This window comes from Hydrogenophaga sp. 5NK40-0174 (assembly GCF_040372165.1).
Lineage (GTDB): Bacteria > Pseudomonadota > Gammaproteobacteria > Burkholderiales > Burkholderiaceae_C > Hydrogenophaga.
This window is the reverse complement of record NZ_BAABWG010000002.1, coordinates 14,288-27,670: the sequence shown is the minus strand read 5'-3', so window position 1 is coordinate 27,670 and position 13,383 is coordinate 14,288. Positions and strand designations below refer to the sequence as shown.

At 61.4% G+C, this 13,383-nt stretch carries 8 protein-coding genes and 1 tRNA gene; 2 read left to right on the top strand and 7 right to left on the bottom strand.

Annotation, left to right across the window (positions count from 1 at the left end):
* Window positions 1-6 precede the first annotated feature (6 nt).
* Together ABWV89_RS05820 and ABWV89_RS05815 are read left to right on the top strand one after the other, a co-directional pair.
* A complete protein-coding gene (locus ABWV89_RS05820; protein ID WP_353395211.1) occupies window positions 7-2,064 on the top strand; it encodes an ATP-dependent helicase in 2,058 nt (685 codons plus the stop codon).
* Between the two features lie 53 nt (window positions 2,065-2,117).
* A complete protein-coding gene (locus tag ABWV89_RS05815; RefSeq protein WP_353395210.1) occupies window positions 2,118-2,594 on the top strand; it encodes a hypothetical protein in 477 nt (158 codons plus the stop codon).
* Window positions 2,595-2,607: 13 nt separating this feature from the next.
* On the opposite strand, the gene ABWV89_RS05810 is transcribed toward ABWV89_RS05815, so the two are convergent.
* The 7 genes from ABWV89_RS05810 to rsmB all read right to left on the bottom strand — a co-directional run bounded on the left by ABWV89_RS05810 (window position 2,608) and on the right by rsmB (window position 13,363).
* Window positions 2,608-5,262 carry a class I SAM-dependent methyltransferase gene (locus ABWV89_RS05810; RefSeq protein ID WP_353395209.1) on the bottom strand — a complete coding sequence of 885 codons (2,655 nt, stop codon included), beginning with the start codon at window positions 5,260-5,262 and terminating at the stop codon, window positions 2,608-2,610.
* A complete protein-coding gene (locus ABWV89_RS05805) occupies window positions 5,259-7,658 on the bottom strand; it encodes an HAD family hydrolase (RefSeq protein WP_353395208.1) in 2,400 nt (799 codons plus the stop codon). The genes ABWV89_RS05810 and ABWV89_RS05805 overlap by 4 nt, the downstream gene beginning before the upstream one ends.
* 413 nt (window positions 7,659-8,071) lie before the next feature.
* A tRNA-Phe gene (locus tag ABWV89_RS05800) sits at window positions 8,072-8,147 on the bottom strand.
* A gap of 60 nt (window positions 8,148-8,207) precedes the next feature.
* On the bottom strand, window positions 8,208-8,966 hold the full coding sequence (locus tag ABWV89_RS05795) for a response regulator (protein ID WP_353395207.1): 759 nt from the start codon (window positions 8,964-8,966) through the stop codon (window positions 8,208-8,210).
* 26 nt (window positions 8,967-8,992) lie between these two features.
* A complete protein-coding gene (locus ABWV89_RS05790; RefSeq protein WP_353395206.1) occupies window positions 8,993-11,248 on the bottom strand; it encodes a sensor histidine kinase in 2,256 nt (751 codons plus the stop codon).
* The gene (locus ABWV89_RS05785) at window positions 11,245-11,964 is read right to left on the bottom strand and encodes a DUF4390 domain-containing protein (RefSeq protein ID WP_353395205.1); all 720 of its coding nucleotides are present in this window, start codon (window positions 11,962-11,964) and stop codon (window positions 11,245-11,247) included. Before ABWV89_RS05785 ends, ABWV89_RS05790 begins: the two co-directional genes overlap by 4 nt.
* A gap of 16 nt (window positions 11,965-11,980) precedes the next feature.
* Window positions 11,981-13,363 (bottom strand): 16S rRNA (cytosine(967)-C(5))-methyltransferase RsmB, encoded by a 1,383-nt coding sequence (rsmB, locus tag ABWV89_RS05780; RefSeq protein WP_353395204.1) that lies wholly within the window; start codon window positions 13,361-13,363, stop codon window positions 11,981-11,983.
* Between the last annotated feature and the right edge of the window lie 20 nt (window positions 13,364-13,383).

The following is a 13,383-nucleotide window of genomic DNA, read 5'->3' as shown; positions in this document are numbered from 1 at the left end:
CTTCGCATGTCCGCCGGACTCAACCTCGCCCAGCTAGAAGCCGTGAACCACCTCAGTGGCCCCAGTCTGGTTCTCGCTGGCGCCGGCTCCGGCAAAACGCGTGTGATCACGCACAAGATCGCCCGACTGATACAGGCAGGCCTGCCCGCAGAGCGAATCGCGGCCATCACCTTCACCAACAAGGCGGCCGCAGAAATGCGTGAGCGCGCTGCCGGTCTGGTCGGCAAGGACGCCCGCAAGGTGGTCATCTGCACTTTCCACGCTCTGGGTGTCCGGCTGCTGCGGGAAGACGGGCAAGTGCTGGGCCTCAAGCCCCAGTTCTCCATCCTGGATACCGACGACATCACCAGCTTGCTCAAGGACTGCGGCGGCACCACGGACGCGAACACCGCGCGCAGCTGGCAATGGACGATCAGTGCCTGGAAGAGTGCTGGCATGACAGCAGAAGATGCTGCCCGCCAGGCCAGGGACGAAAACGAGCGCACCACGGCTGCCATCATGGCCCGGTACGAGGAGCGTCTGACCGCTTACCAGTCGGTCGACTTCGACGACCTGATCAGCCTGCCACTCAAGCTGCTGTCTCAACACGAAGAGGTGCGGGAGAAGTGGCAGCAAAAGCTCGGCCACGTGCTGGTGGACGAATACCAGGACACCAATGCCACCCAGTACGACCTGCTCAAACTGCTGGTGGGGGAGCGTGCGCGCTTCACCGCTGTGGGCGACGACGATCAGTCCATCTACGGCTGGCGCGGTGCCACACTGGACAACCTGAAGAAGCTGCCAGAAGATTTTCCGCAGCTCAAGGTCATCAAGCTGGAGCAGAACTACCGCTCCACCAGCGCCATCCTGCGCGCGGCCAACAATGTCATCGGCCCGAACCCCAAACTTTTCCCCAAGACCTTGTGGAGTGACCTCGGTGAAGGCGAGCCGGTACGCGTGTCCGACGCCGACAATGAAGACCACGAGGCCGAGCGCGCCGTGCGCCGCATCCAGAGCTTGCGCGTCAATGCCCAGCACAAGGAATGGAAAGACTTCGCCATTCTCTACCGGGCCAACCACATGGCAAGAGCATTTGAAACTGCCCTGCGCCGCGCACAGGTTCCCTACAAGGTATCAGGCGGTCAGAGCTTTTTTGACAAGGCCGAAATTCGCGACCTGTGTGCCTGGATGCGACTGCTGGTCAACAACGATGACGACCCGGCATTCGTGCGCGCTGCCACCACGCCCAAGCGCGGCATTGGCCATACCACGCTGGGTCAGCTGGGCGACTTCGCCACCAGCTTCAAACTCAGCATGTTCGAGTCGCTGTTCTCGCACTCACTTGCTGCAGCGGTGAGCAAACGCGCCATTGGCCATCTGCATGAATTCGGCCGCCTGATCAACGATCTGGAGTACCGGGCACGCCACACCGTGGGCCATGAGGCTGCACGCGAGTTTCTCTCCGGATGGCTGCGCGACATTGGCTACGAGCAACACCTCTATGACAATGAAGAAAACGAGAAGATTGCCGCAGCCAGATGGGGCAATGTCATCGATTTCACGGACTGGGTCGCCGACCGCTGCGGCGGCAAGAGTGACTACGTCGACGGACAGACCATTGAAACCGAGCGCAAGAGCCTGCTCGAGGTGGTGCAAACCATCGCCCTGATCTCCACCTTGTCGGAGCGTGAGGAAGACCAGAACGTGGTGACACTCTCAACGCTGCATGCATCCAAAGGTCTGGAATGGCCACATGTGATCCTCGTCGGGGTCAACGAAGGGCTCCTGCCCTTCAAGCTCGATGAGGCCGAGAGCGACCTTCCCGCCTCCGCCATTGCCGAACGCCTGCAGGAAGAGCGGCGTCTGATGTACGTTGGCATCACCCGAGCGCAACGCACGCTGCAGGTCAGCTGGCTCAAACGGCGCAAGAAAGGTCGCGAATCCGTACCGGGCCAGCCGAGTCGTTTCATCGCAGAGATGGGGCTGGACAAAGCCACCGTCAAGGAAGATCCACGAGAGAAGCTCAAGGCATTGCGAGCAGAGTTTGCCAAACGGGCCCAACAAAGCAACCCGAGTTCCCCATGAGTTCCACTTTTCGCCTTGCAATTCAACCCAGAATGGCCTCGTGGGTACTGGCCATGATCATAGGGTCACCTTTTGCGGCGTCACCCTTGCTGGCTGCCGAACCTCAGTCCGCTTGCCCTCCTGACATGGCAGTGCCGCCCGAGTATCTGCATGGCCGTTGGTCGCTTCAGTGGTGGGAATGGAGCAGCCAAGCTGACAAAGAACCTCCATCCATCAAGGGCACGGTCATCCTGTTTCAGCATCCCGAGTACGCTCACAGCGTTCGCGGGCAGCTGGAGCGCCAAGACGCAACAGGACAGACCACAACAGCGGTCCTGGCGGGCGACCTCATCGATGGTCTCTTCAAGCTGGACGAATCCGCTGATGGCGAAACCATGACCGGGGTATGGGAAGGCACCCCCGTTCCTGGCAGTTGTGCCCGCAGCCTGATGGGCACTCGATGGCAAGCTGCAGAGAGCGGCGATGCTGACGACAGTGACGACGCACCACGCTACCAGTTTCGGCTGGACAAGATCGAGCCGCCGCGCTGAGTGGCTTAGGGCATCAGCTCGCTGCTGCCCAGCGCGTTAGGAAGGTCTCAATCCGCTCGGGCAGTTGGGCATCCACGGGTCTTGATCGCTCACTGAGCCACTCAGCAGTGACCTCGGCGCTGGCGATCACCGCATCACCTTCTATGTCGATCAGCATGTTCTCGAACATGAAGGCCACATCCTCGCGCATGCTGGCCTGTGCTCGCCCCATGACCTCTGCATCCGCCAACGCATCGAGGAACGCATCGGCAGATTCGAAATCGCTGATGCAAGGGGTCAGCCCTGCCCTGTACAAAGGCGAATGGCAGAGCAGTCCCACAGGTTTGTCCAGAAACGCAGCATCGTATTGCAGGGTCGCCAGGGTATAGACCGACTGATCGGCCGCCTGAAGCAAGGTGCTGACGTTTTCCTCCACCCGCTTCACGCGGCTCGACTGCGGCAAGGCCAGTTCGCGCCCATTGGAGCGGTTGAATGGATGCTCTTGCACCAGTAGCCAGCCGCCGCGCTTTTCAATGCTATGGGCCAAGGCGAGCACGCGTGCTTCCAGCACCTCGTCCGGCAAGTCATGAAGTTCACGCAACGCGGGCTGCTCCGTCGACAGGACGGACGGCTCGCCGTGACCAAAGAACACCGTGACTCTGTCTTCAGGCCCGATGCCGTGCGCGGCGCGAAACGCTTCGCGCGACATCACGTCTTTGGAGGCATAGCGCCCGAGATCCGCAGCTGAACGGGCGCGTCGGGTCAGCTTCGCCAAGGTGTCGCGGCTCGCCTCGAACCGCTGCCTCAGCCGGCGCAGTGCCAGGCTCGACCGCATTTCCGACAAGGCATTGTTGCCCGCCAGATCAAACATCAGGGTGTTGCGCACCCACCCCCTCTCGCCAGACCAGTGCGGCAGACCCATTTTCAGTGCCTGCTGTGCAATGAGCTTTGACAGCGGGTTGCTGCTTTGCCATCCGAGAACAGCGGATGGCCGCAAAGTATCGAGCATGTCCTGCACAAACCCGTGGGCGACGCCCAGGCTCTCGCGTGCAAAGTCGTAGGTGCAGCCGTACCAGGCAGCAACATCCATGACCTCCCGCTCAGTGACCGGCGTCGCTTGCGCGGCCACAGTGCCGTAGTGCGCAGGAAACGCCGTCACCTCAAAAGGCATCTCAATCACCTGCAGGCCATCGGCATCCACTGGCGCCGTGCTGAGCAAGACCAGCTGAAAGCCACGTGCAGCAAGCTGTTCGGACAGCTGCGTCCAGAATCCAGTCAACTCTGGCGCCACGTCTGTCGGCACGCAATTGACGGCCAGCACAATCCCGTTGGCCAGGATGTCGTGCGAGAAGTCTGCCTTCCACGGTCGCCTGGCTTTTGCATACCAGGGCGCAGACAGGTCAACCTCTGCATTCAGACAAGGCTTGGTACCACTGAGCAGCCACCATTCGCTGTCAGGCGCCACCTGTGCCTGCACAGGCAGCTCACGCAATACCCTGCGCATGGGCATCCACTTGTTGCCATGCTGAGCAGACTTGCAGCCACTTGCGATCTGCTGATGCAGCGCCGTCGCACTGAAGTGGCGCGCAAACTGCTGGCGCAGCTTGTCCAGTGTGTACACATGCAAGTGAAAAGGATTGGGGTCCTCGCCAGTCTCATCTGACCAGTCGTTGGGCACGCTGACAATGATCCGCCCTCCCGGCTTGAGCAGCCGGTCAAACTCCTTGAGCAAGCCAGTCGGGTCTTCAATGTGTTCCAGGGTTTCGAAGGACACGATGACGTCAAACCCAGCCGACGGCAAATGACTCAACCCCTGCGGAAGCCATGCCTTGTCAAAGCTCAGTCTGGGACAAACACTGGCGAAATTCACACCGGCGTACTCCACAGCGTAGTCGCTGCCATCCACCCCATGGACACTCGCGCACCGGGTCTGACTGGCCATCAAATAGCTGCCGTAACCCAGGCCACATGCCGCGTCCAGAACCTTGTCCCCGGCCCGAATCAGTCGAGCGGCTTCCTGGTAGCGAATGACATGTGCGTCCGATCGCTCTCCCGGCTCGCGGGTCATGTCCATGTGCAGATCGCGTTCTTCCCTGAGCGCCGACAGCGGGTATGTGATCAAGGCTTCCCTGGGCATGCATTCCAGGGGAATCACCAGCGTGCCGTTGTCCTCATGCAGGCCCTCATAGTCCAGCACCGTGTAGTAGAAAGGGTGCTTGCGGTATCCGGCGTCAAACGCCTGGCGCTCGATCCTGTGCCGCAGTTCGGCATTGCTGGATGTTCCGCCTGAAACAGCGACCAGCACATGATCGGCGCCCCAATGTTCCATGCAGTCCACAAGCGATGCAATCGCTGCATCATCCGAGGGCAAGGTATCTGCGAGTATCAGCACTTGCTCGTACCGTGGCCCAACTGACTCTCCGGTTCGCCAGCCGCCATTCCAGGGCGACACCGTCAGTGACTCCCACTGCCCCGGCAAAGACCCAAGTTCAAACTCATCGCGCGCCGTCAACGTTCCGCACACCATGGTGCGAACCCCTGGTGTGAAGACAGTCTCCACTGCACGCTCCAGCCGGTCACAGCCGCTGGTGCGCCTGACCTTGGGCGCATCGTGATCAAGCATGGCCAGCTTCGGGGAAGCCGTGACCGTCAGCGTTCCGCCGAAACCCAAAGATGCCTCGCTGTTCATTGGACGGCCTCCCTTTCGCGAACCGGTCGATAGACGACTCGCATCATGTAGTGCTCCTGATCCTGGCGTGAGCACGCCGGCAAGAACATCATGCCGTTCTGGCTGAGTTTCACGAGATTGCCTTCGGCCTGCTCGATCCCGTCGAAGAACACGTTCTCGCCGATCACCAGCGGCTCGAACTTGCGCGTATCGTGCACATCGACTTTCTGGATCGCATCCAGCTGCACCCACTCATAGCGCTGCCCCAGCAGAACCGACGCATCAAAGGTAGAGCTCATCGGCAGGTGGAGGGTGTAGTAACCATCGTGGGTCGCGACCGCCTCGGTCACCTGCTTCGCGTGGCTGTTCTGGTTGGCCACCAGCATCGGCACCGATTCCTTTCGATAGCTCGCGTCTGAGGGTCGCAGCCCATAGCCAAAGCGCTGCAGTGACATCAGAGTCGTTGACAACGAGACATCCATGTTGCGCAGCTCCATTGGGTAGCTCACCCGCATGCTGGTGAAGTCGCGATTGAGCAGGCCAAAACCTTCGCGCCGATACTCGGCAAGGCCTTGTTCCAGATTGGCCGTATCGAGGACGAGGTCCGTGCCCAGGTTGAAGTCGAACTCGAAAGCCGACAGACAGGCCACCTCTTCCTGGCTTGGCAGGTAGATCAGTCGGCCCAGCTCGGCAGCCACTTGCCAGCCACGTTGCTCGCGACTCATGCGAGGCCGGCAGGCCGGCGGTGTGGCCACTGCATCCCGAACATACTGAACACAAGCGGTCTGGATCTCTTGCACAGTCGCAGACTGTTGGCCTTTGGTGGTCGCCGTGCCAAAAGCCGGGTTGCCACGTTCGTCATATCCAATCGTGGGAGGTTCCGCTTTGGTACACATCATCTCAAAGAGCCCGATGTAGGCGGTCAGTGTGTGCACCAGACGCTCATCTGCCCAGTCCGGCCCGACCAGACCAGTCCGGTCTTTCTGCCGCGCCTCGGTACGAGAGGCAATCAGGTAGAGTCCGTGCAGCGTGACCCCGAGCTCTTCGGCAAAAGCTTCCCGCAAGCGCGTCTGAGTGGTGCCGCCGTAGCCCAGATCCACGATCACCAGCGTGTCACCCGGCTCGATGTGCGTTCTGGCTCTCACATGCTCATACAGGCGCTCCCTCAGGGAAGCCGAACGCGTCTGGATACAGCGCAACTTGTCGTCCCGCAAGACCATGCGCCCCAACGCCATCGCCGGATGGCTCTGTCCCTTGACTTGCCCCAACATGACCTCGATCTCCTGGGGCGTGAACAGGCACTGCTTGAGCACGGCGTCCATGCTCTTTTCCGACAGCATGCTGGTCACCAGCCGGACCACGTCCTCCTTGCTTCGCAATGACGCGGCATTGGCCGTGAAACGCGAAATATTGAGCATGGGGGGCGGCTCGGCCAGATTGTGGCACGCAGCATAGGCCAGCGCAGGCAGATAGCCATCGCGAAGCATGAAGGCCATCTTGGCCGGACGACCATTTGTCGAGACCGTGGCCAATTGCTCTTGCACATACTGGGAAAAGTCATGAAAGATGGGGCCCAGCGCTGTGTAGCCTATGCGATAGGGCACCGACGCATGACCTTGCTCGAAATGGGCTGCCAGAACCCCATGAGAAGAACTGGGCAGGCCCACCTCATGCCGAACCTCGGGGAGCAGCTGCGCGCCAGCATGCGCCCGCTGTTCAAGCTGGCCCTCAATTGAATCTGGCAGCCGCTTGAGACGATGGGCAGCGATCCCGAACTGGCTGGGCGAGACAGCATCAGCCTTCAGGTTGTCTCCGATGTGCACCACCTGCCCCGGTTGCAGCTTTTCAGCCTTCAGGACTTTGCGCCAGATCCCACTGGTCTTGCCCACGCCATGGTCCGCCGAGCAGTACACTTCCGAGATCAGTGCCGCATCCTGCTCACCAAGAATGTGTTTGAGCTGCGACTTGAGTTGTGGCTGACTGAAGTACGTGTCACTGACCACCAGCACCCGCAGCCCCTTGCGTCGCGCGGCCCGCATCAGTTCGAGCACGGGCTGAAATGCAAACGAGCTGGCGACCTCTTCCTCCAGTTCAACATCACACCAGGCATTGATTTCGGTCTCGTCCGCATCGGGCAGGAGCCTCTGGTAGACCTCCAGGAGGTTCACTTCCCGGATGCCATGCAGCAAGTGTTTTTCCTCACGCACCCGGTTTTCTGCCTTTGCCCTGAGCGCGGCAGTCATGCCAGCCTCTTGCCAGCGCGGGTGCGCCTGCAGATTGAAAAACACGTCCGATGGCCGCTCCACCCGACGCCAGACAATGGTGTCAAAGCAGTCAAGCGACAAAGCCTTGACGCCACTGGGCAGCGTCTCCAGCAATCCGGCAAGTTCCTGAGGTGCAATTTCTGTTGGTGTCATGGGCATGGAAGCAGTCCTGAATCCGCCCATTTCCGGGCTTACAAAGACTTTAGAAGCCCGACGCCCGGCGTTAGCCATTGAACACAGGACAAAACACTGGGCTTTTCCGGCATTCGCCATGACCGGCGACGCCCACCGACTCCACCGCCCTCCCCCTCAAACGAAAAATGGCTCCCACAAGGGGAGCCATTTCTGTTTGGTGGCCTGGGGCGGTACTGTGCCCGGGCGCAAGCGCCTCCCGGACATCCTTCGGGGCTTCGCCCCTGCGGACCACCCGCGCCATTCGGCGCCGGCGGCCTGTTTGCCCTGCCGGCCAAACAGAGCGAACCATGCATCACGAAGCGTCGGTGGTTCTCATCCGCTCCCGTCCCCTCAAACGAAAAATGGCTCCCACAAGGGGAGCCATTTCTGTTTGGTGGCCTGGGGCGGAATCGAACCACCGACACGCGGATTTTCAATCCGCTGCTCTACCAACTGAGCTACCAGGCCGAAGCAAGAGATTATAGCATCACTTTTGGGAGGCAATCCAGCCCCCAAAGTGCTCTGAGGTCAGAGCCCCTCGTTGCTGGTCTGCTGCTTTTGTGCGTTGCGCTTGTTCCGTGCGAGGTCCACACCCAGTTGCTTGAGTTTGCGGTACAGGTGGGTCCGTTCCAGACCCGTCTTTTCTGCTACCCGGGTCATAGAGCCGGCCTCTCTGGCCAGGTGATACTCGAAATAGGCCTTCTCAAACCCGTCTCGCGCCTGCCGAAGCGGCGCATCCAGGTTGAAGGACTGATTGGCCTGAGGCCCAAGATCCACCAGCTGGGGCTCAGGCAAGGTCCCGCCAGTCATCGCGCTCTCAACCGTCAGATCAGCGGTGGGGGCGCCAGCACTGGGCAGGGCAGCTGCAGGCGCCGAAGCAGCAGGAGCGACCACGCCAGCCACAGGCGCCCGGGCAGCGGCCGGATTCTTGTTCAGGCCCTGGTCCACTGCCTTGAGCAGCTTTTGCATGGTGATCGGCTTTTCGAGGAATGCCAGAGCGCCAATGCGCGTAGCCTCCACCGCCGTATCGATGGTGGCGTGCCCACTCATCATGATCACCGGCATGTTCAAAAGCCCTGTGGCTGCCCATTCCTTGAGCAGGGTGACGCCATCGGTGTCAGGCATCCAGATATCGAGCAACACAAGGTCCGGCCGCATCTCTGCACGGATCTGCCTGGCTTGAGCAGCGTTCTCCGCCAACTCAACCGCATGCCCTTCATCATTGAGGATTTCCGATAGCAAGTCACGGATGCCGAGTTCGTCATCCACCACCAAAATGGTTGCCATGGTCTTACTGTGCCCCTCTCGTCCTTTTAGGTATTTGCTACTACGAATGATAGCGAAACTTGAGCGCCCACTGTCAGGTCGCCTGAAACGCGGTTTCGGATGTCCACCTGACCGCCGTGTTCGTCCATGATTTTCTTGACCACCGGCAGGCCCAGACCCGTGCCTTTGGCCTTGCTGGTCACATAGGGTTCAAACGCCCGCTTGAGGATGTTCTCGGCAAAGCCCGGCCCATGGTCAAGCACGGTCAGCCGGACCCATTGGCCCGACTCCGACAAGCGCGTTTTCACCAGCACCGGGCCAGCCGCGGCGCCGCCTCCGGCACCCTGGGCATCCTGCGCATTCTGCACCAGGTTGTGAACCACTTGCCGGACCTGCTGGGGATCGGCCTTGACCATCGGCAGGTCTGCGGCCAGCTCTGCCTTGACCGGCACCTCAGCCTGCTCGTACAGGCTCAGGATGTCCTTGACCAGCGAATTGAGGTCCACGGGGGCGAGCTGTGCAGTCGGCAATCGGGCATAGTCCCTGAACTCGTTGACCAGACGCTGCATGGCCGCCACCTGGTCAACGATGGTCCTGACCGACTTGTCCAGAATTTGCTGCTCCTTGGCCTCCACCTTGCCATCGAGCTTCATGGCCAGCCGCTCGGCCGACAGCTGGATAGGGGTCAGAGGGTTCTTGATCTCGTGTGCCAGGCGGCGAGCAACCTCTCCCCATGCCTTGGAGCGCTGGGCAGAAACGAGCTCGGTCACATCGTCAAACACCAGCAGGCGCTCGTTGTTGGGCAGCAGTGCGCCGCGAACGATCAGTGTGGTCGTTTCCTGGTTCACCGTTTGTCCTTCACGAGCGGCGAGCTCGAACGACTCCTGCCAGTACCCACCTTCATGAGGCGTCTCTTCGGCCAGAAAGCGCTCGAACTGGAGCAGGACCCCGGCGGCGAAGGCTTCCAGGCCAGGCACCTCCTCAATGGGGTGCCCCACATGCAGGCCCAAAGGCACTTTCAGTATCCTGGATGCGCCCGGATTGACGCTGCGCACGACCGTGTCTTCGCTCATCACCACCACCCCTGCGGTGAGGTTGTCCAGAATCGTCTGCAGGTTGTCCCTGGCCGCATCGACCTGGCTCATGCTGTGCTGCACAGCCACCCGGGCCTCCAGCAAGTCTTGCGTCATCCGGGCAAAGGTACGCGTCAGGCCGGCCAGTTCGTCGCGAGACGTCAGCGCCGGCTTGGGGGAGAGATCCCCCGAGGCCACTTCCCGCATGCCTTCTGCCAGGACGAGGAGAGGGCGGACCAGCTGGTTGCCCAGGACTACCGCCAGCAGCACTGCGCCAAACACGGCCAGAAACAGCGTGAGGGTCAAAGTACCGATGTACATACGCCGCAGCCCGTCTGTGGCCAACGCACGCTCCTGGTACTCACGGTTGGCGGCCTGAACAGCCAGCGCATCTGCCACCAGCGCCTGCGGAAGCGGCTTGACCACCTGCAGGTAGCGCACCTCATCGCCAATACCAAACAGCGGAGAATTGACCAGCGCCAGCACCCTCAACTTCGCATTCGCCACCATCGCCGGGCTGAGCTCGTTGTCGACGTCCAGCCCGACAAAGGCGGTCGCCGTGCCTTGAGTGCGTGCCTGCCGGACAAACCCTGCCGAAGGCCTCTCCGGTGCAATCGAAAACCGCGATTCCCCCGCGCTCGCCAGGACCTTGCCCGACTCGCTCCACAGGACCACATCCGAGGCACCCAGCTGTTCACGCACCCGGTCGATGGCCAAAGCGGCAGAGGCGTTTGACGCCCGCGCCAGATCATCGGCCGCCACACTGGTTTCACTGCTCAGGCTGATCGCCAGTGTGTCCAGGGTTGTTCTGCCCAGGTTCACGCCAGCGGTCAGGGCGGATTCGACCCTCACGTCAAACCAGCTTTCGATCGATCTCGAGACGAACTGGTAGGACACCGTGTAGATGAGAAGCCCTGGCAGAAATCCCACCAGGCCAAAAATAGCCGCCAGCTTGGCCAGGAGCCGGCTGCCAAAGCGCCCCTTGCGCCAGCGCAAGCCCAGCCGGATGGACATCCACCCGATGGCGCCCAGCAGCAGCCCGGCCACGGCCATGTTCACCCCTACCAGCCAGGCGAAGTTCTGTTCGTAGAGTGTCTGGTTGCTGGTGGCCTGCGTCAGCAGAAACATCAGCACCAAGGTCAGGCCCAGCATGAACACGAGACCCACCACAAGCGCCCATCGCTTGGCAGAAGGCTTCAAGGGGCGAACAACCGGTGGCGTCTGGCTCACTTTTGCGATCCCGGCGCTTTCTGCCCTGCTGCAGCTTCAGCTGCCGCCGAGGCCGGAAGCAAAGGTGTTGAAGGCTGTTGTGGCGGCAACTCTGCGTTGTATGTCCACTCCAGTCGCCAATCGCGCTCAGCCGCCACGCCAAACTGAAGAGGCCGCGGCAGAAGCTCATGATCGAGCTCAAAGCGCAAGGTCAGCTGGTAGGTCTCATCCGGTTCCAGCCGCCCTTTTGGCGCGATGCTCCAATGACTGACCCGGCCAATGCTGAACAGCGCTGCCTCCAGGCTGTTGAAGTTCTGATGCAGCGCGTACGCCAGGCCTTCACTGCCCTCTCCTTCATCAAACGTTGAAGAGAGGCTGAGTCGCCAATGGCGCGTCAATGGCTGATACACCAGCCGATAGGCACGCCGGGCACCTGCCACTCTCTTGTCGGTCCAGTACCAGCGGGGCCGGTACACATCTGCTTGCCAGACAAAGTACAGCGGAACGCCCCGCTCGAGCGCATCACGAACCGCCGCAGGCGCCTTGACTTGGAGGCGCACCGACGCCTCAAGACTGCCATCGGGCGCATGTTCGATCTGCAGTTCGTCAACCCGCGTCTCGGGCTGTCCGCTCTGTGCAGCCACTGGATGCAACTGGAGCTGGACGGCAAGCAGCAGTCCACATGCGCACAGCCCCCTGCAAAGCCAGCCTCGCCATGACCGCGAGATCGCTACCACGCAGGCGAGAATCGCCTCAAGCAGCGCCACTGGCGTCCTGCTTGTCAAAGCATGCGTAGAAGAAACCGTCGTATTCACCTGATTGATTGTCGTCCAACTGTCCGGATGAAGACAGCCGGGAGGGCAGCAAATGTCCGGGAGACGGCCGCACAAGGGCGTCTGTGTGGCGCCCAAGAAACGCATCGGCCTGCTCCTGGCCCTCTGCCTTGAAGACCGAGCATGTCGCGTAGACCAGCCGCCCACCCGGGCGAAGCAGCGGCCACAAGGCATCCAGCAGCCGTTTCTGCTGCTGTGCCAGAGCCGCAATATCGGTATCTCGACGCAGCCAGAGCACGTCGGGGTGACGGCGAGCAATCCCGGCGGCACTGCAGGGCGCATCCAGCAAGATAGCGTCAAACAGTTCACCATCCCACCACCCGGCAGTATCGCCGGCATCAGCGCTTCTCACCTCTGTCTGCAAGCCCAGCCGCTTCAGGTTATCGCCGATGCGCTCACATCGGACCGGATCCACATCCAGCGCCAGCACATCCAGATCAGCGAGTTCCAGCAAATGGGCTGTCTTCCCCCCTGGCGCGGCGCAGGCATCCAGCACACGCAATCGCCCGCTTTCTGGCCTCAGATTCAATCCCTCGATCAAGAGCGGCGCAGCGATCTGCGCGGCAGCGTCCTGCACAGAGCACACGCCGCTCATGAATCCGGGGATGCGCTCCACCGGAAGCGGCTTCGACAGCACCAGACCATTTGCGCCCACCGGACGCGCAGTGACCCCAGTCTCCGTCATCGCCGCCTGCATGTCTGCAAGGCTTGTCTTGCGCCGGTTGACCCGCAATGTCATCGGTCCGGGGTGCAGGTCCGCCTGCAAAACCTGCTGCCACTGCTCAGGATAGTCTTGCCTCAGCCGGGTGACCCACCAGGCGGGATGATTCCATTGCGCCTCGTCTCCAGAGGCCATTGCCTGCGCCACCAGTGCTTCGTTCTCACGCATCAACCGTCGCAGACACCCGTTGAGGAAGGGGGCCTTGGAACGCGTCGACTTGGCTTTCTTGGCAGCCTCAACCAATTGGTCAACCACTGTATGGGCGGCATACAGGGGCACCCCTTCTTCCAGCTGCTCGTCTCTCGCATGCGCCTGTGCGTCCAGCAGCAGCACGATACCGGTGAGCAGTAGCGCCGCGGTCGGTTTGTCAGGCTGGCGCTGGACCAGCAGCCCCATCAGCGCCCTGGCGATACCCAAACGGCGCATCACCCTGAAGGTCAGAGCCTGCACGCCAGGTCGCACGGCCTTGGGCACCTTGGGCATGGCTTCGGCCAGTGACTGGCCCTGCAGCACTGCCCGGACGCAGTTGGCGCAATGGTGCAGTTGCTCGGCGAGCGACCGCGTTTCGGTGGAAGAATGCATGCCCTATTGTCGGGCATGTC